Origin of the sequence: Streptomyces spinosisporus, from assembly GCF_022698145.1 — a bacterium.
Taxonomy (GTDB): Bacteria; Actinomycetota; Actinomycetes; order Streptomycetales; family Streptomycetaceae; genus Streptomyces; species Streptomyces spinosisporus.
The window spans coordinates 453,403-473,296 of sequence record NZ_JALDAX010000005.1 but is presented as its reverse complement, the minus strand read 5'-3'; the positions used below and the strand labels follow the sequence as shown (position 1 = coordinate 473,296).

Annotated in this window: 20 protein-coding genes and 1 riboswitch; of the genes, 11 read left to right on the top strand and 9 right to left on the bottom strand. The window is 71.0% G+C overall.

All coding sequences use genetic code 11. The annotated features are described in order from the left end of the window. Window positions 1-3 precede the first annotated feature (3 nt). Window positions 4-717: a pentapeptide repeat-containing protein gene (locus MQN93_RS16720; RefSeq protein WP_242710080.1), complete on the top strand. Its 714-nt coding sequence runs from the start codon at window positions 4-6 to the stop codon at window positions 715-717. Window positions 718-771: 54 nt separating this feature from the next. On the opposite strand, the gene MQN93_RS16715 is transcribed toward MQN93_RS16720, so the two are convergent. Then, entirely contained in the window at window positions 772-1,272 is a 501-nt protein-coding gene (locus MQN93_RS16715) for a hypothetical protein (protein WP_242710079.1), read from the bottom strand. Window positions 1,273-1,339: 67 nt separating this feature from the next. Between MQN93_RS16715 and MQN93_RS16710 the strand changes: the two genes are divergently transcribed. Further along, entirely contained in the window at window positions 1,340-2,749 is a 1,410-nt protein-coding gene (locus MQN93_RS16710) for a M1 family metallopeptidase (protein ID WP_242710078.1), read from the top strand. Between the two features lie 109 nt (window positions 2,750-2,858). Here MQN93_RS16710 and MQN93_RS16705 read toward each other — a convergent pair whose 3' ends face one another. Then, window positions 2,859-3,383, bottom strand: a complete 525-nt coding sequence (locus tag MQN93_RS16705) for a GNAT family N-acetyltransferase (protein WP_016436715.1) — start codon at window positions 3,381-3,383, stop codon at window positions 2,859-2,861. Between the two features lie 135 nt (window positions 3,384-3,518). Beyond that, a complete protein-coding gene (locus MQN93_RS16700; protein ID WP_016436709.1) occupies window positions 3,519-4,094 on the bottom strand; it encodes a TerD family protein in 576 nt (191 codons plus the stop codon). Between the two features lie 189 nt (window positions 4,095-4,283). Between MQN93_RS16700 and arfB the strand changes: the two genes are divergently transcribed. Beyond that, entirely contained in the window at window positions 4,284-4,712 is a 429-nt protein-coding gene (arfB, locus tag MQN93_RS16695) for an alternative ribosome rescue aminoacyl-tRNA hydrolase ArfB (RefSeq protein ID WP_242710077.1), read from the top strand. Window positions 4,713-4,846: 134 nt separating this feature from the next. Next, window positions 4,847-5,728 (top strand): sigma-70 family RNA polymerase sigma factor, encoded by an 882-nt coding sequence (locus tag MQN93_RS16690; protein ID WP_242710076.1) that lies wholly within the window; start codon window positions 4,847-4,849, stop codon window positions 5,726-5,728. Between the two features lie 53 nt (window positions 5,729-5,781). On the opposite strand, the gene MQN93_RS16685 is transcribed toward MQN93_RS16690, so the two are convergent. Continuing rightward, on the bottom strand, window positions 5,782-6,366 hold the full coding sequence (locus tag MQN93_RS16685; protein WP_242710075.1) for a flavin reductase family protein: 585 nt from the start codon (window positions 6,364-6,366) through the stop codon (window positions 5,782-5,784). A 308-nt stretch (window positions 6,367-6,674) separates the two neighbouring features. Between MQN93_RS16685 and cdgB the strand changes: the two genes are divergently transcribed. Together cdgB and MQN93_RS16675 are read left to right on the top strand one after the other, a co-directional pair. After that, the gene (gene cdgB / locus MQN93_RS16680; protein ID WP_016436705.1) at window positions 6,675-8,333 is read left to right on the top strand and encodes a diguanylate cyclase CdgB; all 1,659 of its coding nucleotides are present in this window, start codon (window positions 6,675-6,677) and stop codon (window positions 8,331-8,333) included. Window positions 8,334-8,474: 141 nt separating this feature from the next. Further along, window positions 8,475-9,434 carry a CBM35 domain-containing protein gene (locus MQN93_RS16675; RefSeq protein ID WP_016436704.1) on the top strand — a complete coding sequence of 320 codons (960 nt, stop codon included), beginning with the start codon at window positions 8,475-8,477 and terminating at the stop codon, window positions 9,432-9,434. On the opposite strand, the gene MQN93_RS16670 is transcribed toward MQN93_RS16675, so the two are convergent. From MQN93_RS16670 to MQN93_RS16660, 3 genes are all read right to left on the bottom strand, one after another. Continuing rightward, window positions 9,423-10,352, bottom strand: coding sequence for a 1-phosphofructokinase family hexose kinase (locus tag MQN93_RS16670; protein ID WP_242710074.1), 930 nt, complete (start codon window positions 10,350-10,352; stop codon window positions 9,423-9,425). The two genes, MQN93_RS16675 and MQN93_RS16670, sit on opposite strands and share 12 nt — an antisense overlap. Window positions 10,353-10,466: 114 nt before the next feature. After that, window positions 10,467-11,654, bottom strand: a complete 1,188-nt coding sequence (gene nagA / locus MQN93_RS16665; RefSeq protein ID WP_242710073.1) for an N-acetylglucosamine-6-phosphate deacetylase — start codon at window positions 11,652-11,654, stop codon at window positions 10,467-10,469. Continuing rightward, the gene (locus MQN93_RS16660; protein WP_242710072.1) at window positions 11,654-12,592 is read right to left on the bottom strand and encodes an ROK family protein; all 939 of its coding nucleotides are present in this window, start codon (window positions 12,590-12,592) and stop codon (window positions 11,654-11,656) included. The genes nagA and MQN93_RS16660 overlap by 1 nt, the downstream gene beginning before the upstream one ends. Window positions 12,593-12,702: 110 nt before the next feature. On the opposite strand from MQN93_RS16660, the gene MQN93_RS16655 reads away from it, so the two are divergent. From MQN93_RS16655 to otsB, 3 genes are read left to right on the top strand one after another with little or no spacing between them, the layout of a single operon-like run. Next, window positions 12,703-13,968 (top strand): ABC transporter substrate-binding protein, encoded by a 1,266-nt coding sequence (locus MQN93_RS16655; protein ID WP_443744614.1) that lies wholly within the window; start codon window positions 12,703-12,705, stop codon window positions 13,966-13,968. Window positions 13,969-14,001: 33 nt separating this feature from the next. After that, a complete protein-coding gene (locus tag MQN93_RS16650) occupies window positions 14,002-14,235 on the top strand; it encodes a DUF3263 domain-containing protein (RefSeq protein WP_242710071.1) in 234 nt (77 codons plus the stop codon). Between the two features lie 28 nt (window positions 14,236-14,263). After that, a complete protein-coding gene (otsB, locus tag MQN93_RS16645; RefSeq protein WP_242710070.1) occupies window positions 14,264-15,133 on the top strand; it encodes a trehalose-phosphatase in 870 nt (289 codons plus the stop codon). A gap of 285 nt (window positions 15,134-15,418) precedes the next feature. On the opposite strand, the gene MQN93_RS16640 is transcribed toward otsB, so the two are convergent. After that, the gene (locus MQN93_RS16640; RefSeq protein WP_242710069.1) at window positions 15,419-16,819 is read right to left on the bottom strand and encodes an alpha,alpha-trehalose-phosphate synthase (UDP-forming); all 1,401 of its coding nucleotides are present in this window, start codon (window positions 16,817-16,819) and stop codon (window positions 15,419-15,421) included. Window positions 16,820-16,913: 94 nt separating this feature from the next. Further along, complete coding sequence (locus MQN93_RS16635; RefSeq protein ID WP_242710068.1) at window positions 16,914-17,858, bottom strand: glucosyl-3-phosphoglycerate synthase; 945 nt, start codon at window positions 17,856-17,858, stop codon at window positions 16,914-16,916. Window positions 17,859-17,987: 129 nt separating this feature from the next. Beyond that, window positions 17,988-18,143: riboswitch (SAM riboswitch) on the top strand. Between the two features lie 17 nt (window positions 18,144-18,160). On the opposite strand from MQN93_RS16635, the gene thrC reads away from it, so the two are divergent. Next, window positions 18,161-19,447 carry a threonine synthase gene (gene thrC / locus MQN93_RS16630; RefSeq protein WP_242710067.1) on the top strand — a complete coding sequence of 429 codons (1,287 nt, stop codon included), beginning with the start codon at window positions 18,161-18,163 and terminating at the stop codon, window positions 19,445-19,447. A gap of 117 nt (window positions 19,448-19,564) precedes the next feature. Beyond that, entirely contained in the window at window positions 19,565-19,840 is a 276-nt protein-coding gene (locus tag MQN93_RS16625) for a MoaD/ThiS family protein (RefSeq protein ID WP_016436694.1), read from the top strand. The last annotated feature ends 54 nt before the right edge of the window (window positions 19,841-19,894 follow it).

Here is a 19,894-nt window from a genome sequence, read left to right as displayed (position 1 = left end):
GTCATGGCGAGGAGAGCGGCGGGTGGTCCGGGTGCGGGGAGCGGTGGGGGTGGTGCTCCTGGGCGGGCGGTGAAGGGGGCGCGGCGGCCGGAGGTGCGGCTGCCTGTGTTGGAGCCGTTCCCGGGCGGGGAGCTGGAGCCCGACGGGGACTACGACGGGCTGGAGTTCCGCGAGGTGGACCTGGCCGGGCAGGACGGTGGGGGCGCGCGGTTCATGGACTGTGCGCTGACGGGGTGCGCGCTGGACGAGACGGGGCTGCGCAAGGCCCGGATCCTGGACTCGGTCCTCACCGGCCTCAGAGGCGTCGGCACGGACCTGGCCGAGGCCACCCTGCGCGACGTCGAGCTGATCGACGCCCGCCTCGGCGGGGTGCAGTTGCACGGTGCGGTTCTGGAACGGGTCGTCGTGCGCGGCGGAAAGATCGACTACCTGAACCTGCGCACGGCCCGGCTCAAGGACGTCGTCTTCGACAACTGCGTCCTGGTGGAGCCCGACTTCGGGGGTGCCGTGCTGGAGCGCGTGGAGTTCGTGGACTGCGTCCTGAAGGAGGCGGACCTGACGTCGGCGGTGCTGAAGGACGTGGATCTGCGGGGTGCCGCGGAGCTGGGGATCGCGCGGGGGGTGGACCGGCTGTCGGGGGCGGTGATCAGTCCGGCGCAGCTGGTGGACCTGGCGCCTGTGCTGGCGGGGGCGATGGGGATTCGGGTGGAGGGGTAGGACGCGCCCGGCTCACGTGGGACGGCGCCCCGGCTCACGTGGGACGCGCCCGGCTCACGGAACCCGGGGGAAGCGGGACTGGAGGGTCCAGATGGCCGGGTTTTCGGCGAGGGCCTCGTGCATGTCCGTCAGGTCGGCGATCAGGTCGTGCAGGAAGTCGCGGGCCTCGCGGCGGAGTTCGGTGTGGGAGAAGGTGAGGGGCGGTTCCTCCGCCGGCATCCAGTCGGCCTCCACGTCCACCCAGCCGAAGCGGCGCTCGAAGAGCATGCGGTCGGTCGACTCCGTGAAGTCGAGTTCCGCGTGCTGGGGGCGCGCGGCGCGGGACCCGGCCGGGTCCCGGTCCAGCTGCTCCACGATGTCGCACAGCGCCCATGCGAAGTCGAGGACCGGCACCCATCCCCAGGCTGTGGACAGTTCCCGGTCCGCCTTGGTGTCGGCGAGATAGACGTCGCCGCAGAACAGGTCGTGGCGCAGGGCGTGGACGTCCGCGCGGCGGTAGTCGGTCTGCGGGGGGTCCGGGAAGCGGTTGGAGAGGGCGTAGCCGATGTCGAGCACGTACGAGATGGTGTCACGTCGTCGCGGACGCGCGAGACCGTGCCCGGGCCGTCCTAGGATCACAGCCGTGCCCCGATCCGTACCGGTTGTCCCGGCTGTTCCCGCTGTCCTGCTCGCGCTCGCCCTCACCCTGACCGCGTGCGACGGCGGAGTCCACGGCACCCCGGGCGGCTCCGGCGTACGCGACCCGTACTTCCCGAAGGCGGGCAACGGCGGGTACGACGTCGGGCACTACGACCTGAAGCTGGCGTACGACCCGGCCCGCGGACACCGTCTCACCGGCACCGCTACCATCACCGCCCGCGCCACCAAGGACCTCACCGCCTTCGACCTCGACCTCAAAGGGCTGCAGGTCGACGGGGTCACCGTCGAGGGCAGGGGCGCGCGCTGGAACCGTGCCGGGCAGGAGCTCACGGTCCGCCCGCACGACGACCTCCGTGACCACGAGACCTTCCGCGTCACCGTCCGCTACTCCGGCACCCCGCAGACCCTCACCGACCCCGACGGCTCCCACGAGGGCTGGCTGCGCACGGCCGACGGCGCGCTCGCGCTCGGCGAACCGGTCGGCTCCATGGCCTGGTTCCCCGGCAACCACCACCCTTCCGACAAGGCGACGTACGACCTCGCGATCACGGTGCCGCAGGGGCTGCAGGCCGTCTCCAACGGGGAGTTGAGGGGTGAGAGCAGCAGCAAGGGCCGTACGACCTTCCGCTGGCACGGCGCCGAGCCGATGGCGAGCTATCTCGCCACGGTCGCCGTCGGCCGCTACGACATCAGCCGCTCCACCATCGGCACGGACCGGCTGCCGGCGTACGTGGCCGTCGACCCGGACCGGGCGAAGGCGAGCCGCACGGTGCTCGCGAAGCTGCCCGAGATCATCGAGTGGGAGGAGCACACCTTCGGGCCGTACCCCTTCTCCTCCACCGGCGTGATCGTCGACCGCCCGCAGGACGCCGAGTACGCCCTGGAGACCCAGACCCGGCCCGTCTTCCCCGGCGCCCCCGACACCGCGACGCTCGTCCATGAGCTCGCCCACCAGTGGTACGGCGACTCCGTCACGCCCCGCACCTGGCGGGACATGTGGCTCAACGAGGGGTTCGCGACATACGCGGAGTGGCTGTGGGCCGAGGACCACGGCGGGGACAGCGCGCAGCAGACCTTCGACGCGCTCTACGACTACGGCGAGGACGACCACCCCCACCTGTGGTCCTTCCCGCCGGCGAAACCGAGCAGCGCCGCCCACATCTCCGACGATCCGGTCTACGTCCGCGGCGCGATGGTCCTCCACAAGATCCGGCAGAAGGTGGGGGACGCCGCCTTCCGCACCCTCATCCAGGGCTGGGCTGCTGCCCACCGCCACGGGAATGCCGACACCGCCGATTTCACGGCGTACGTCGAGAAGCAGGCGCCGGACGCGGACTTCGGGACGATCTGGGAGGAATGGCTGTACGGGGAGGGGAAGCCGGAGAACCGGTAGGTGGTCGGACGGCGGGGGTCAGCCGAGCCGACGCCGATCAGCGCGCCGGGACCGGTTGCGGCCAGGGTCGTCCATTCCACGTCGTTATCCTGCACGGCCGCCGGGCACGTCAGGTGGTGGGGGCGGGCAGTTCCTTGCGCAACACCGTGCAGGGGCGGCCCAGTTGGAGGTCGGTGCGGCGGGCGACGGGGTGGTAGCCGAGGGCGGTCCAGAAGGCGAGGGCCTTGGGGTTGTTGTCCAGTACGGCGAGACGTACGGCGTCTCGGCCCGCCGTACGGAAGCGGTCCTCGACGAGGGTGGCCAGGCGGCGGCCGATGCCGCGGCCGTGCAGGTCCGCGTCGACCATGAGGAGGCCGATCCAGGGGTCCGGGTCGGACGGGTCGGGGTGGTGGGCCAGCGTGATCGCGATCCCGGCCAACTGCCCCTCGCTGCGGGCCAGCAACACCTCCACATCCGGGTTCACGAACTCGTCGGCCAACGCGGTCGCGACCTGCTCGGGCCGGATGTCGTCCGGGTCGGGGAAGTCTCCGCTCAGCGCGTGGAACTCGCGGTTGGAGGCGTAGAGGGCGGTGAGTTCGGTGAGCAGTTCACCGGGGAGGGCGTTGTCTGTGGGGGTGAGCCGTTCGAGGAACATGGCGGGACCGTATCGCCGTGAGGCCTCGGCGGCTCGTCGGCGTAGCGGGGGCCTCAACGACTGGAACCCGCTGAACGCCGAAGCCCCCGGCCGCAATTGCCTGCAGCCGGGGGCCTCTGCTCAGCGCGGCGTGTCTCAGACGTTCACGCCGAAGTCCTGGGCGATGCCTGCCAGGCCCGAGGCGTAGCCCTGGCCGACTGCGCGGAACTTCCACTCCGCGCCGTTGCGGTAGAGCTCGCCGAAGACCATCGCCGTCTCCGTCGCCGCGTCCTCCGAGAGGTCGTAGCGCGCGATCTCGGCGCCGCCGGCCTGGTTGACGATGCGGATGTAGGCGTTGCGGACCTGGCCGAAGTTCTGCGAGCGGGTCTCCGCGTCGTAGATCGAGACCGGGAAGACGATCTTGTCGATGTCGGCCGGGAGGGCCGCCAGGTTGACGTTGATCGCCTCGTCGTCGCCCGCGCCCTCGCCGGTGCGGTTGTCGCCGGTGTGGACGATCGTGTTGTCCGGGGTCTGCTTGTTGTTGAAGAAGACGAAGTGCGCGTCCGAGTAGACCTTGCCCTGCGTGTTGACCGCGATCGCGGAGGCGTCGAGGTCGAAGTCCGTGCCGGTGGTGGTGCGGACGTCCCAGCCGAGGCCCACGGTGACGGCGGTCAGGCCCGGAGCCTCCTTGGTGAGCGAGACGTTGCCACCCTTGGACAGGCTTACAGCCATGGTTGGGAGTCCTTTCCCTCGTTGTGTACAGCAGTGGTGCCGCACGGTCAGTACGGCACGAAGCTACAGCTACCCCTATGAACGCCAGGAGGGGTACGGAAGGTTCCGGGTCTCTTTACTTTCTTTACCGAACCCCCGGTGAACGTTATTCGCGTGACGTGTGCGGGTCAGCCGCGGGACGATGGGGGCATGTCCGGTCCCTATGTCATCCGCGGCTCCGTCTCGCTGCCCGAGGCCGAGCTCATGTGGCGTTTCTCGCGGTCGTCCGGGCCCGGCGGACAGCACGTCAACACCAGCGACTCACAGGTGGAGCTGCGCTTCGACCTGGCGGGCACGGAGGCGCTGCCCGAGGTGTGGAAGCGGCGCGCGCTCGAGCGGCTGTCGGGCCGGCTCGTCGACGGCGTGATCTCCGTACGCGCCTCCGAGCACCGTTCGCAGTGGCGCAATCGCGAGGCCGCCGCGGTGCGGCTCGCGGCGCTGCTCGCCGAGGCGACGGCGCCGCCGCCCAAGCCGCGCCGCCCCACCCGGCTCCCTCGGGGGATCAATGAACGGCGGCTGCAGGAGAAGAAGCAGCGTTCGCAGACGAAACGGGGACGGTCCGGCCGGGACTGGAACTGAGAACGGACGGGCACGGTGAACGCACGGCCATTCGGGCCGTCGTAGAACGTTCCTTGTCACATCCGCGGTCTCTCGTACGTCAAGTCATCGACAGGCGACAGTCGGCAGGGGAACGCGTGCGAGGAGCTGTGGCGATGAACGAGAACTCAATTCCCGCCGGGGACGGTGCCCGGAAAGCGGCGGAGAACGAATTTCTCGCCCGGCGATTCGAATCGCACCGAAGTCATCTGCGTGCCGTCGCCTACCGCATGCTCGGCTCGCGGGCCGAGGCCGACGACGCGGTGCAGGAGGCCTGGTTCCGGCTGAACCGTACCGACACCGCGGCGGTGGAGAACCTCGGGGGCTGGCTGACGACCGTGGTCGGGCGGGTCTGCCTGGACATGCTGCGCTCCCGCAGGTCGCGCGCGGAGGAGCCGCTGGACACCACCGCGCGCGCGGACGTCGCCGTGGCCGGGCCCGAGCAGGACGCGCTGCTCGCGGACTCCGTGGGGGCCGCTTTGATCGTCGTCCTGGAGACGCTGTCGCCGGCCGAGCGGCTGGCGTTCGTGCTGCACGATCTGTTCGCGGTGTCCTACGAGGAGGTCGGGGACATCGTGGGGCGCAGCCCGGTCGCGGCGCGGCAGCTGGCCAGCAGGGCGCGGCGCAGGGTGCAGGGCGCGAACGTACCCGACCGGCAGCAGGTGCGGCAGCGGGAGGTCGTGAACGCGTTCCTGGCGGCGGCCCGGGAGGGCGACTTCGAGGCGCTGGTCGAACTCCTCGACCCGGACGTGATCGCGCGCACCGACGTGGGCGTCGCCGTCGGCGCGCAGGCCGTGGCCAAGGGTGCGTCGCGCTTCGCGCACTACGCCTTCGTGGCGCGCGACGCCCTGGTGGGCGGGGCGACGGGCCTCGCGGTGTTCCTGGAGGGCCGTCTGGACCGGGCCCTGTCCTTCACGTTCGTACGGGACCGCATCGCCGTGATCGAGATCGTCACGGACCCGGAACGGGTGGCGGCCCTGGACGTGGAGCTCCTCTAGCCGGAGCTTCCGGGATGGTTTCGGGCACGCGCGCGTGCCCTGCGATCTCCCGGTCAGCCCAACTGCCGGTACCGCCCCCGGAAGTACGCCAGTGGCCCTCCGTCCGCGCTCGGAACGGATGCCGTCAGGACGCGGGCGATGACCAGGGTGTGGTCGCCGGCCGGGACGCGTTGTTCGGTGCGGCACTCCAGGGTGGCGAGGGCGCCGCCCACCAGGGGGGCGCCGGAGACCGGGCCGCGGACGTAGGGGATGTCCTCGAAGAGGAGGCGGTCGCTGATGCGGCCCTTCATGGCGAAGCGGCCGGCGATGTGGCGCTGGCTCTCGGCGAGGACCGAGACCCCCCACAGCGGCTGTTCGTCGAGCAGGTCGTCCATGCGGGAGCCCTCGCGCAGGCTGACCAGGACCAGCGGCGGGTCGAGGGAGACCGACATGAAGGCCGTCGCCGTCATGCCGACGTCCTCGCCGCCGGGCGCCGACGGGTCGTCGGGGTCCAGCGGCGGCTCCTGCGCGGTCACCAGGACCACGCCCGCGGCCAGCCGGGACATGGCGGCGCGGAACTCGTCGTTGCTCACCCCCTCAGCATGCCCGGAGGCGGTCGGAGCAGTGATCGGGAATGCGGCAAGGGGAGTGTTCTGCACGCCGGAAACGCTAATGTCCGCTGTGCACGGGTCGCATCGGGCCCGGGTCCGAGATCGGGCCTAGGACCACCGACGGAGCCGGACCTCCACATACTTACAAAGTTTGCATTCAGTAAACGCACAGGGAAAACGCAGAAACACCACTCAATTGTTCATGTTTAGCTGTGACTTGAGTCACAAGGGCCATTAATTGTTGACCCTGTGTACCGAGTGGGCAGCGCGCTGTGATTCAGTGGCTGGGAAGCTGCCAGAACGATACGCCGATGAGAACCCTTGATTCGCTACGAGGTCTCGGGGGGAGGGCGAGTATGGAGACCGAGTCGGAGCCGTACGTCCGTCTTGCGACCCTGCGACAACTGCACCAGGTCATGGCTGACATGAACACGGCCCGCAGCCTGGCGGACACACTGCAGACGGTCGCGGAGGGCGTGGTGAACGGCCTCGGCTACGAACTGGCGTGCGTCAACCTCGTCCGCCCCGACGGCGACCTCGTGGTCGCCGCCTTCGCGGGCAACGCGGCGGCGGAGGCGCTCATCACCGGCCGGGTCGGCCCCCGACCGTCCTGGGACCGCCGCCTGGGCATGGGTGAGCGGTGGGGCGACCTGATCTTCATACCGCACACCGAGGGCTGGGTTCTCGACGACGACGACGTCCCGCAGTGGTACACCGAAGGCCCCGCCCCCCGCTTCGAGGACGAGTGGCACCCCGCCGACCGGCTCTTCGCGCCCATGTACACACCCGGCGGCCCGAGCGGCTCCCGCGGTGAGCTGATCGGCGTGCTCTCCGTGGACCGGCCGCGCAACGGCCGCAAGCCCGGCGCATGGGGGCGCGAAGCGCTCCAGATGTACGCCTTCCAGGCCGCCATCGCGATCAGCAACGCACGCCTGCGGGCCAACATGCAGCGCGCACTGGTCAGGCTCGAAAGGGAGCAGCAGGCCCTGCGCGCCAGCGAGGAGAGCTTCCGGCAGGCCTTCGAGTACGCCCCCTCCGGCATGGCCATCGCCGAGATGGGCGGCGACCAGCACGGCCGCATCCTGCGCACCAACGACGCGCTGTGCCGGCTGCTCGGCCGCCCCGCCTCCGCGATGCGCCGCTACTCCTTCTCCGACCTGGTCCACCCCGAGGACATCGGCACCCTGCTGCGGACGTCCGCCGAGGGCGGCCGCGCGGAGCTCAGGCTCGGCCGCCGCGACGGCACGTACGTCTGGGTTTCGCTGCGCAACAGCGTGGTCGCCGACGCCGCCGACGGCCCCCGCTTCCTGCTCACCCACGTCGAGGACATCGAGGAGCGCAAGCGCCGCGAGCTGCAGCTCGCCCACCGCGCCTCGCACGACTCGCTCACCGGACTGCCGAACTCCGCCGAGCTGCGCTCGCGGCTGTCCTCGCGGCTGTGCCAGCGTCCCACCCACCCCGGCGCCCTGGAGTCCCTGGACGCGGCGTACGGCCACCCGGCCTTCGACGCGAACGGACACGGCTTCGACTTCCGCCCGGGCGGCGCCGTCGAGGTCTTCGACGGCTTCGACCACCATGTGCACACCGTCGCCCCGGCCGGGGAGCACGACGACGGCACCAAGGGCCTCGCGGTGCTCTTCTGCGACCTCGACGGCTTCAAGTCGATCAACGACCGGTTCGGGCACAACGCGGGTGACGCGGTCCTCATCGAGGTCGCCCGCCGGCTGTCGCGCGGGGTGCGCGACGGGGACACGGTGGCGCGGCTCGGCGGCGACGAGTTCGTGGTGCTGGCCGACGGACTGGGCCGGGCCGACGCCCAGGACCTCGCCGTACGGCTGCGCAACGAGATCATCCAGCCCATCCGGGTCGACGGACGGGCCATGCGCGTCGGCGCCAGCTTCGGCATCGGCTGGGCGCACTGCGGAATGACTGCGGACGAAGTGTTGAAGTCCGCCGACGAGCGGATGTACGTAGAGAAACGATCTCGTCCCAAACAACACAGACGCGCGGGCTGAGCTCCAGGTCAGCGAGCCGGGCGTGAGCCGATGCGATCCGAGTCACCCGTTTGGGCCAGCGGGAGCGGGTAGGCTCGCCATTCTGACCCCACGTATCGCAACGCATCGCACCCGACCCGCACCGCTGAGGAGTACCAAGGGATGACGTCCGGCAACAACGGCGCCAGCACGCCCGAGGACGAAGACCCGTTCGGCTACCTCTACGCCGACGGGCAGGCCAACGGAGCCCAGCCGCCGTCCGGTGGCTACGGCTACCCGAACTCGGTCAACCGGGTGCGCGCGGTCGGCCAGCGGCAGTACGGCCAGCCGGCCCAGCAGACCGCTGCCGCCGCCTACGGCCAGATCCCGCAGCAGCAGGGCGCCTACGGCCAGCCGAACGCCCACTACGCCGCGCCGGAGACGCTTCCCGGCGGCGCGCCCACCGCCCCGCAGCAGCCCGCCTACAGCGGCGGCGCCGGCGGCCGGGGCCGCGGTCCCAACACCAAGGGCCTGCTGATCGGCGCGATCGCCGTGGTCGCCGCGGTCGTGATCGGCATCGGTGTGGCGATGATGAACGGCGACTCCCAGGACGACAAGGCGGGCGGCGACGCCTCCAGCACACCCTCGTCGCAGCAGAGCTCCCAGCCGAGCCCCTCCAACAGCAACAGCGCCGCCGCCGAGGACGACCTCCCGACAATCGACGCGAAGGCACTGCGCCTGGACGGCGGGACGACGACGGCATCGGACGTGAAGGGCGCGCAGGCGGACGGCGGCGTCTATGTGACCGGCTTCAACGCGGTCGGCGCGTCGCTCACCTGGACCGTCAACGGCATCCCCAAGTCCGGCAAGTACAGCGTGTACGTCGGCTACAGCGTGCCCGGCAAGGACGCCAACGCCACCCTCACGGTCAACGGCACGGCGTCCAAGACGCCCGTCGACCTCAAGAACTGGGCGGGCGCCCCCGGCGGCGACTACGAGAAGGGCTGGACGAAGACCTACAACTACATCCAGCTCAACAAGGGCACCAACACCATCAAGCTGTCCTGCGAGCAGGGCAACCAGTGCGATGCCCTCCTGGACCAGATGTGGCTGGTCAAGGGCTGGGTGAAGTCAGGCGGCTGACGCCTCCTGAGTCACCGTGACCTGCTCCACCAGCTCCTCGTAGGTCCGCCGGTCGAACTCTCCGGCCACCCGGGACAGGACCGTCGCCGCCGACAGGGCGACGGCGCGGGAGAGCCGGTCGGGCCAGGGCAGCTGTTCGGTCAGGGCCGACAGCAGGCCGGCCACCGCCGAGTCGCCGGCGCCCGTCGGGTTGCCGTGCAGACGGGCCGGGGGAGTGGCGCGCCAGCGGCCCTCGGGGGTCACCGCCAGCAGGCCTTCGGTGCCCAGTGAGGCGACCACCGCGCGGGCTCCCCGGCGGCGGGTGTCCTGGGTGGCGCGCAACGGCTCGTGGGAACCGGTGAGTTCGGCCAGTTCGTCGGCGTTCGGCTTCACGAGGTCCGGGCGGGCGGCGACCCCGCGGCGCAGCGGCTCCCCGCTGGTGTCCAGCAGGACGGGCACGGCGGCCGCCCTCGCGGCACGCACCAGGCCCGCGTACGCCCCCACCGGCACTCCCGGCGGCAGGCTGCCGCACAGCGCCACCGCGGACGCCGACGCGAGAAGGTCCTCGTAGGCCTCCTGGAAGGCGCTCCACTCGGCGGGCGTGATCGTGGGACCCGGCTCGTTGAGCTGTGTGGTGTCGCCGGTCCGGTCGTCCACCAGCGCGATCGTGCGGCGGGTGGGGCCCTCGACCGGGACGAGCGCGTCCACCAGATGCGGGACGGCGGTCAGGCCGTCCTGGACCGTGCGGCCCGTCGCGCCGCCCGTGAATCCCGTCACCGTCACCTCGTGCCCCAGCGCCGCGAGCACCCGAGCGACGTTCACGCCCTTGCCGCCGGGCCGCTCGATCACCTCGGTGACCCGGTGGGTGGCGTGCGGCTCGAGGACCGGCACGCGGTACGTGATGTCGAGAGCGGTGTTCAGCGTGACCGTGAGGATCAACCGCGCCGACCTCCCCCGAAGATGCATCTGTCCGTCCGGAAAGGCGATCATGCCAAACGGACGGCGGCCGTCCCAGTCTCCCAGCACAACCGCCGTCCTCAACAGGCGGACAGATCACCCCAGTTGGGGATCGACCACCCATTCTCCGCGGCGCATCACGCCCTTGAGGTCGAAGTGCTCGTCGAGGATCACCACGTCGGCGTCCTTCCCGGGCTCCAGGGAGCCGACGGTGTCGTCCATGCCGAGCAGCCTGGCCGGGTTGGCGGAGATCGCCGCCACCACGTCCTCGACCGGCAGCCCGTCCACGGTCACCGCCCGCTTGAACGCGCGGTCCAGCGTCAGCGTCGAGCCGGCGATCGAGCCGCCCTCCACCAGCCGCGCCACTCCCTCGCTGACCTCGACCTCCAGCGGGCCGAGCATGTACGTGCCGTCGACGAAACCGGCCGCGTCCATTGCGTCGGTGATGAAGGCGACCCGGCCCGCGCCCGCGTGATGGAACGCCAGCTGGAGGGAGGCGGGGTGCAGATGCGTGCCGTCGTTGATCAGCTCGACGGTGATCCGCTCGTCCTCCAGCAGGGCGGCGATCGGGCCGGGCGCCCGGTGACCGAGGGTCGGCATCGCGTTGAACAGGTGCGTCGCGACCGTGGCGCCGGCCTCGATGGCCTCCACCGTCTGCTCGTACGTCGCGTCCGTGTGCCCGATCGCCGCGATCACGCCGTGCTCCGCCAGCAGCCGTACGGAGTCGACGCCGCCCGGCAGTTCGGTGGCGAGGGTGACCATCTTGGCCTGGCCGCGCGCCGCGTCGACCAGCTTGCGCACCTCCGCCGGGTCCGGGTCGCGCAGCAGCGCCTCGGAGTGGGCGCCCTTGCGGCACGGCGAGATGAACGGGCCCTCGAAGTGGATGCCGGCGATGTCGCCCTGCTCCGCGAGCTCGCTCAGCAGCCCCGCCCGCTGGGCGAGGAAGTCCATGTCACCGGTGACCGTCGAGGCGACGACGGTGGTCGTGCCGTGCAGCCGGTGGGTGTGGATGCCCTTCAGGACCTCCTCGACCGTGCCGGAGGTGAAGGAGGCGCCTCCGCCGCCGTGGTTGTGGATGTCGACGAAGCCGGGGACGACGTAGTGGCCGGTGACGTCGATGACCTGGGCGTTCTCGGGAGCCGTGGCGGTGATGCGGGTGCCGTCGACGACGACGCGGCCGTCGGGCACCGTGCCGGTGGGCAGCACCACTTGGCCGCCGGTCAGTACCTGCGGGTGCGTTGTGGTTGATCGCGCAGTTCCCCGCGCCCCTGGGTCGGCTGCCATCAGGGCGTTACCTCCGTGTCGGTAGTTGCGAGGAGATCCCAGGCCAGGAGGCCGGCGCCGAGGCAACCGGCCGTGTCGCCCAGGGCCGCGGGAACGATCTGCGGCAGTTTCTGGAAGGTGACCCGGCGGCGGACGGCGTCCCGCAGGGGTGTGAACAAGGTTTCCCCCGCCTCCGCGAGGCCGCCACCGATGATCAGGGTGCGCGGGTCCAGCAGGGTGAGGGCGGTGACCAGGCCGTCCGCCAGGGCGTCCACCGCGTCCTGCCAGACCCGGACGGCGTTCGGGTCACCGGACGCGACGGCCTTCGCGCAGTCCGCGGCGTCCGCCTCGGGGTCACCGCAGGCCGCCGCCCACGCCTCGCTCACGGCCGCCGCGGAGGCGTACCGCTCCAGGCAGCCGATCTGCCCGCACGGACAGGGGCTGCCCTGCGGCCGTACGACGATGTGGCCGATCTCGCCCGCGAAGCCGTGCGCGCCGGCCTCCACCCGGCCCTCGATGCCGATCGCGCCCGCGATGCCGGTGCCGAGGGGGACGAACATGAAGCGGTCGGCGCCCTTGCCCGCGCCGATCCGGCCCTCCGCGAGGCCGCCGGTGCGCACGTCGTGGCCGAGGGCCACCGGGACGCCGAGTTTCGCGGACAGCCGGTCGCGCAGGGGGACGTCGCGCCAGCCGAGGTTGGCCGAGTAGGCGGCGATGCCCCGCTCGGCGTCGACGATGCCGGGGACGGCGACGCCGGCCGCGGCCGCGGGCTCGCCGAAGCGCTCGGTGCCGTACGCGCTGAGTTCGGCGGCGAAGTCGAGGATGGTCTCGACGACGGCGTCCGGCCCGCGCTCGCGCCCGGTCGCCCTGCGGGCCTGGTGCAGCAGCTCGCCGTCGGCCGCGACCAGAGCGGCCTTCATCCCGGTGCCGCCCACGTCGAGGGCGATGACATGTCTCACGGGGGACAGTGTGGCCCCAGGACCCGCGAGAGGTCTAGTCCACTCACGTGGTGTAGACCTATTGTGTCCATATATTGAACGGTCAGACAGCAGGGTTGGGGTCACAAGCAGTGCAGCGGCGCAGGACAGGAACGATCGCGGCAGTGTCCGCACTGGGCATGACGGCGGTCCTCGGCGGCTGCGGCGTCACCGGCGGATCGGGGGACGTCACCCTGAAGCTGATCGCCGCCGACTACGGCGACTCCGCCGCGAACAGCTCCCAGAAGTACTGGGACCACCTGGTCGAGGAGTACGAGAGCAAGCACCCCGACGTGAAGGTCGACGTCAGCGTCTACTCCTGGAACGACGTCGACCGCAAGGTCAAGGAAATGGTCGACGCCGGCCAGGAGCCCGACATGGCGCAGATCGGCGCGTACGCCGACTACGCCGACAAGGACCTGCTCTACACGGCGGACGACCTGCTCTCCATCACCGCGCAGGCCGACCTCGCCTCCCAGCTCGCCACCGCGGGCCAGGTGAAGGGCGTGCAGTACGGGATGCCGTTCGCCGCCTCCACCCGGCTGCTCTTCTACAACAAGACCCTCTTCAAGCAGGCCGGCATCACCCCGCCGAAGACCTGGGACGAGCTGGCCGACGACGCCAGGGCGCTCAAGGCGCAGGGCGTGAAGTACCCGTACGCGCTGCCGCTCGGCCCCGAGGAGGCGCAGGCCGAGACGATGCAGTGGCTGCTGAGCGGGGGCGGCGGTTACACCGACGACGTCGGCACCTACGGCATCGACTCCGCGAAGAACGTCGCCACCTTCGACTGGCTCAAGGACGACCTGGTCGACAAGGGCCTGACCGGTCCCGTCGCGCCCGGTCGGCTCAACCGGGCCGACGCCTTCGCCGCGTTCGCCAAGGGTGACGTCGGCATGCTCAACGGCCACCCCTCGCTGATGAAGATCGCCGCGAAGAAGGGGGTGAAGTACGGCATGGTGCCGATGCCCGGCGTGGACGGCGAGAGCCGGAACACCATGGGTGTCGCCGACTGGATGATGGCGTTCAAGAAGAACGGGCACGCCAAGCAGGTGGGTGACTTCCTCGACTTCGTCTACAGCACCAAGAACGTGCTGGCCTTCTCCCGCGAGTACGACCTGCTGCCTGTCACCACGTCCGCCTCCGAGGCCATGAGCAACGACAAGCGGGACGCCGATCTCAAGCCGTTCCTCGACCAGCTGCCGGTGTCCGAGCTCTACCCGGTCGGCAACACGTCCTGGGCCCAGGTCGCCGCGGTCGTGAAGAAGGAGATAGGCGAGGCCGTCGCCCCGAACGGCAGCCCCGCGGGGACCCTCGCGCAGATCCAGTCGACGGCGGCCATGGCGGAGAACGCGCAGTAGGCGTTGTCGGTGGCGGGGGCTACCGTGCGGGGCATGGAGCAAAAACAGCTGGGTGAGCGCGAGCGGGCCGTCCTGGCCCTGGAGCGCAGGGGGTTTCCGGGGCCGGGCGCGAAGGAGCGCGCCATACGTGAGGAGCTGGGCCTCGCCCCGGTCCGCTACTACCAGCTGCTCAACGCCCTCCTGGACGACACCAGGGCCCTCGCCCACGACCCGGTGACCGTGAACAGGCTGCGGCGGGTGAGGGAACAACGCCAGGCGGAACGCTGAGGGGGCCACTCGCCGTTAGGGTCGCCGTATGGGCACCCCTACGGATACGGACGCGACGCACTCCATGGACCCCCTGCCGACGCCTGCCACACAAGCGGGCCGCGAAGGACTCGCCGCACTCCTCGCGAACCCCGGGAAAGCCGTCGTCGGCCTCGACTTCGACGGCACCCTCGCCCCGATCGTGGCGGACCCCGAACAGGCCCGCGCGCACCCGGAAGCGGTGCCGGCGCTCGCCGCGCTCGCCCCGCGGATCGCCTCCGTCGCGGTGGTCACCGGCCGCCCGGCCGGGGTCGCCGTGCGCTATGGCGGCTTCGCGGGCGTGCCGGGCCTGGAGCACCTGCTCGTCCTCGGGCACTACGGCGCCGAGCGCTGGGACGCCGTCAGCGGTGAGGTCAGCGCCCCCGCCCCGCATCCCGGCGTCGCCGCCGTCCGGGCCGAACTGCCCGGCGTCCTCGACCGCGTCGGCGCCTGGCAGGGCACCTGGATCGAGGAGAAGGGGCGCGCCGTCGCGGTCCACACCCGCCGCGCCCAAGACCCCCAGGCCGCCTTCGAGGCGCTGCGCGCCCCCCTCACCGACCTCGCCCACCGCCACGGCCTGATCGTCGAACCCGGCCGCCTCGTCCTGGAACTCCGCCCACCGGGCATGGACAAGGGCGTGGCCCTACTCTCCTACGTCCACGAGATCGGCGCCTCGGCCGTCCTCTACGCCGGCGACGACCTCGGCGACCTCCCCGCCTTCGACGCGGTCGACACCCTCCGCACCGAGGGCGTCCCCGGCCTCCTGGTCTGCAGCGGCAGCGACGAGGTCATGCAACTACGCGACCGAGCGGACCTGGTGGTGAACGGCCCGGAGGGCGTCGTGGCGTTGCTACGCGGCCTCGCGGCTCAACTCGCCTGACCGGCGCCGCGCCGACCGCTGCCTGGGCCCGCTGGTGTGCGGCGACGAGCGAGGTCGCCGAGTTGCTGGAGCGTGCGGCCCCGCAGGAGTCGTCCGGCCGCCGCGCGGGCCGCGGCTCAGGTGGGCCGGCTGGTGTGCGCTTCCGGCCGGAGCAGGAAGCGCCGCGTGGCGGCAGCGCGGTCGTCTGCGTCGCCTGGCTGCGCGGCGACGGCGTCCCGGTCGTGGTGGTCGGGCCCGTGGGTGTCGTCCGGCCGCTGCGCGGGTGCCGCTTCGTAGGCCGGCGGTTCAACCGGCCTGGTTGGTCAGGGCGTTCAGCTGGTCCAGGAACCATTGCGCGGGCGGGAGGGCCGTTGCTGCTGCTGCCAGGCGCTTGGTGCGTTCTGCTCGTTCGGCTGCGGGCATGGTCAGGGCCTCGTGGAGGGCGTTCGCGGTTTCCGTGATGTCGTACGGGTTGACCGTGATCGCGTCCTCGGCCAGTTCCGCGTGGGCGCCTGCCTCGCGGGAGAGGACCAGGGCGCAGCCGTCGTCGGAGACGACGGGTACCTCCTTGGCGACGAGGTTCATGCCGTCCCGGATCGGGTTGACGAGGGCCACGTCGGCGAGGCGGTAGGCGGCGAGCGAGCGGGCGAAGTCGTCCTTGACGTGCAGCACGACCGGGGTCCAACCCGGGGTGCCGTAAGAGGAGTTGATCTCGTCCGCGAGCCGCTGCACCTCGGCCGTGTAGTCCCGGTAGACGGCGAGGTCCTGCCGGGAGGGGTAGGCGAAGGCCACGTGCACGACGCGTTCGCGCCACTCGGGGCGGGAGTCGAGCAGCTGACGGTACGCCAGCAGCCCGCGCACGATGTTCTTCGACAGCTCGGTGCGGTCGACCCGCACGATGGTGCGCCGGCCCTCCCCGATCTCGTCCCGCAGCGCCGCCATCCGCTCCGTCACGTCGTCCCGGTGCGCCCGCTCGCGCAGGAAGTCCGCGTCCGCACCGAGCCCGTGCACCCCGACCTCGGTGCCCCCGAGACCGTCCACGAACGCCGTACAGCAGGCCGTGAAGGCGTCCGCCCAGCGCCGGGTGAGGAAGCCGAGGCGGTCGGCGCCCAGCATCCCGCGCAGCACCTGCTGCGCGATGTCGTCGGGCAGCAGCCGGAAGTACTCGGCGGGTGCCCACGGCGTGTGCGAGAAGTGCCCGATCCTCAGGTCGGGGCGCAGCTCGCGGAGCATCCCCGGCACCAGGCAGAGGTGGTAGTCCTGCACCAGCACGGCCGCGCCCGGCCCCGCCTCCTCGGCGAGCGCCTCGGCGAAGGCCCGGTTGTAGGTCTCGTACGACGCCCACTGCCGCCGGAACTCCGCGTCGAAGACTGGCTCCAGCGGGGTCTGGTACAGCAGGTGGTGGACGAACCACAGCACCGAGTTCGCGATGCCGTTGTAGGCGTCCGCGTGCACGTCGGCCGGGATGTCCAGCATCCGCACGCCGTCCTCGCCGATCCCGCGCCGCACCGCCTCCCGGTCGCCGTCGGACAGCGCCGAGCACACCCACAGCGCACCCGCGTCCGGCCCGATCGCGGACAGGCCGGAGACCAGCCCCCCGCCGCCGCGCTTGGCGGCCAGCGAGCCGTCGTCCTGCACCTCGTACGAGACCGGTCCGCGATTGGACGCGACCAGCACCTGATGAGCAGCGCCGTGCGTGGAAGCCATAAGCCTCAACCTAGCCCGACCCGGAAACGCTCAAACGTTTGGTGGCCCCTCGTGGGTGGGCCGTATACGGCGCGTCGCCGCGCTCGGGCGATGCTCAGGCGACCTTGCGCTCGGCGTACTCGGCGATCTCCGCCATGGGCGGCCGTTCCTCGGTGTCCACCGCGTAGGTGCGCGGCTCGAAGCCGTCCTCGCCCCGCTCGAACTGGGTCAGCGACGGCCGTACGAGATGTCCGCGGGCCAGCCTCAGCTGCGCCGTGCGGTAGATCGCGGCGGCCATCCGGCCCAGCGCCTGTCCGTCCTGGTGGCGGTGCTTGCGCACGCCGACGTCCACCTGGGCGAGCCCGCCGAGGCCCACCAGGTGCAGGGCGTCGACCAGCATGCCCAGCTCGACGCCGTAGCCGACCGGGAAGGGCAGCTGTTCCAGCAGGCCGCGGCGGGCCGCGTACTCACCGCCGAGCGGCTGCACGAAGCCGGCCAGCTGCGGCCAGTGCATGTTCAGCAGCGGGCGCGCCATCAGCTCGGTGACCCGGCCGCCCTGCCCCGCCGCCCCGCCGAGCGGGCGGTCGTACATGCCCTTGACCAGGTCGATCCCGGGGTCGGTGAGCAGCGGACCGACGATCCCGGAGACGAAGCCGGAGGAGAACTCCTTCAGGTCCGCGTCGACGAAGCAGACGATGTCGCCGGATGTCACGAGCAGCGAGCGCCACAGCACCTCGCCCTTGCCGGGCACGGCCGGGATGCGCGGCAGGATCGTGTCCCGGTGCACCACTCGCGCGCCCGCCTCGGCGGCCACCTTCGAGGTGCCGTCGGTGGAGCCCGAGTCGACGACGACGATCTCGTCGACCAGCGGAACCTGCTCCATGAGGTCGCGGCGGACGGCCGCGACGATGTCGCCGACCGTCTCCTCCTCGTCGAGCGCGGGCAGGACGACGGAGACCGACTGACCCGTACGCTGCTTGGCGGCCAGGATCCGGTGGAGCGGGCGGTCGGCAGCGGACCAGGAGCGGGTGTGCAGCCAGCGCTCGACTTCTTCCAGCACGGTCGACGGCTCCTCACGGTTGTCTCGCGTTACGGACGGCTCTCTCAACTGTCGGGGCCGTCGGTTACAGTCTTGAACAACGCGGATGACCATCCCATGTCCGGGGTCGCCGCGATCACAATCGAATACAGCTCATCCAGAGGGGCAGAGGGAAACGGCCCGTTGAAGCCCCGGCAACCCTCCAGCCGGTACTCGTCGATCAGTGCTGATCATCCGCGAGGCTCCCCGGCTAGGGAAGGTGCCAAATCCGTCTCACGGCGAGATGCGTCGTGAGGAAGATGAGGAGAAAGGGCCTCGCCTCCATGGCTGTGCAGACTGCTGCAAGCACCACCGACTCCACGACCGTCGACCTCGGCTCCGCCGCCGCCCTGAGCTGCCGCGAGTGCGGGCACCGCGTACCGCTCGGACCGGTCTTCGCGTGCGAGGAGTGTTTCGGCCCGCTCGAGATCGCCTACGACTTCTCCGCCTACGAGCCCGAGGACCTGCGCAAGCGCATCGAGGCGGGCCCCGCGAACATCTGGCGCTACGCACCCCTGCTGCCGGTCCCCGCCGACGTGGCGGACAAGCCGAACATCAACCCCGGCTGGACCAAGCTCGTCAAGGCCGACAACCTCGCCCGCGAGCTGGGCGTGACCGGCGGTCTGTACGTCAAGGACGACTCCGGCAACCCGACGCACTCCTTCAAGGACCGCGTCGTCGCGCAGGCCCTGGAGGCGGCGCGCGTCTTCGGCTTCACCACCCTCTCGTGCTCCTCCACCGGCAACCTCGCCGGCGCGGTGGGCGCCGCCGCGGCCCGCGCCGGCTTCCGCTCCTGCGTGTTCATCCCGCACGACCTGGAGCAGGGCAAGGTCGTCATGGCCGCGATCTACGGCGGCGAACTCGTCGGCATCGAGGGCAACTACGACGACGTGAACCGCTTCTGCTCCGAGCTGATCGGCGACCCGGCCGGCGAGGGCTGGGGCTTCGTCAACGTCAACCTGCGGCCGTACTACGCCGAGGGGTCCAAGACGCTGGCGTACGAGATCTGCGAGCAGCTCGGCTGGAAGCTGCCCGACCAGCTGGTCATCCCGATCGCCTCGGGCTCGCAGCTCACGAAGATCGACAAGGGGCTGCAGGAGCTGATCAAGATCGGGCTCGTCGAGGACAAGCCGTACAAGATCTTCGGCGCCCAGGCCGAGGGGTGCAGCCCGGTCTCCGTCGCGTACAAGGCGGGGCACGACGTCGTCCGGCCGCAGAAGCCGAACACCATCGCGAAGTCGCTGGCGATCGGGAACCCGGCGGACGGGCCGTATGTGCTGGACATCGCCCGGCGCACCGGGGGTGCGGTGGAGGACGTGAACGACGAGCAGGTCGTGGATGCGATCAAGTTGCTCGCGCGGACCGAGGGGATCTTTGCCGAGACGGCGGGGGGTGTGACCGTCGGCGTGACGAAGAAGCTGCTTGAGAACGGGGTGCTTGATCCGAGCCTGACCACTGTGGTGCTCAACACCGGGGATGGGTTGAAGACGCTTGACGCGGTTGCCGGGACTGGGTTGACGGCGACCATTCGCCCCAATCTTGAGTCGTTCCGTGAGGCTGGGCTGGCGTAAAGCGGCTCGTCTCTCGTCTGCGGGCCGGTGGGGGCTGGTCGCGCCCGCGCGGCGGTAGCCGCAAATCCAACACAGCCCCGCGCCCCTGAGGGGCACACACCTGACCGGAGGTTCATCGTGAGCGTTAGCGTTCGTATCCCTACCATCCTGCGTACCTACACCGGCGGGCAGGCCGAGGTGGCTGCTGAAGGGGCGACCCTGGCCGAGGTCATCGCCGATCTGGAGAAGAACCATGCGGGGATCGCTGCCCGTGTGCTGGACGATCAGGGCAAGCTGCGGCGCTTCGTGAACGTGTATGTGAACGACGACGACGTGCGCTTCGAGCAGGGCCTGGAGACGGCGACCCCGGACGGTGCGGGTGTCTCGATCATCCCGGCCGTCGCCGGCGGCTGACGGAACAGGTCGAACGCCCCGATTATTACCGTGGGTAACGTCGGTCACGAAGAG

Bases quoted from the DNA above. Each gene is read 5' to 3' on its own strand.
- MQN93_RS16720 (WP_242710080.1), top strand. From the start codon at position 4: ATGGCGAGGAGAGCGGCGGGTGGTCCGGGTGCGGGGAGCGGTGGGGGT.
- MQN93_RS16705 (WP_016436715.1), bottom strand. From the start codon at position 3,383: ATGTTCCTCGAACGGCTCACCCCCACAGACAACGCCCTCCCCGGTGAA.
- MQN93_RS16700 (WP_016436709.1), bottom strand. From the start codon at position 4,094: ATGGCTGTAAGCCTGTCCAAGGGTGGCAACGTCTCGCTCACCAAGGAG.
- arfB (WP_242710077.1), top strand. From the start codon at position 4,284: ATGTCCGGTCCCTATGTCATCCGCGGCTCCGTCTCGCTGCCCGAGGCC.
- MQN93_RS16690 (WP_242710076.1), top strand. From the start codon at position 4,847: ATGAACGAGAACTCAATTCCCGCCGGGGACGGTGCCCGGAAAGCGGCG.
- cdgB (WP_016436705.1), top strand. From the start codon at position 6,675: ATGGAGACCGAGTCGGAGCCGTACGTCCGTCTTGCGACCCTGCGACAA.
- MQN93_RS16675 (WP_016436704.1), top strand. From the start codon at position 8,475: ATGACGTCCGGCAACAACGGCGCCAGCACGCCCGAGGACGAAGACCCG.
- nagA (WP_242710073.1), bottom strand. From the start codon at position 11,654: ATGGCAGCCGACCCAGGGGCGCGGGGAACTGCGCGATCAACCACAACG.
- MQN93_RS16650 (WP_242710071.1), top strand. From the start codon at position 14,002: ATGGAGCAAAAACAGCTGGGTGAGCGCGAGCGGGCCGTCCTGGCCCTG.
- otsB (WP_242710070.1), top strand. From the start codon at position 14,264: ATGGGCACCCCTACGGATACGGACGCGACGCACTCCATGGACCCCCTG.
- MQN93_RS16640 (WP_242710069.1), bottom strand. From the start codon at position 16,819: ATGGCTTCCACGCACGGCGCTGCTCATCAGGTGCTGGTCGCGTCCAAT.
- thrC (WP_242710067.1), top strand. From the start codon at position 18,161: ATGGCTGTGCAGACTGCTGCAAGCACCACCGACTCCACGACCGTCGAC.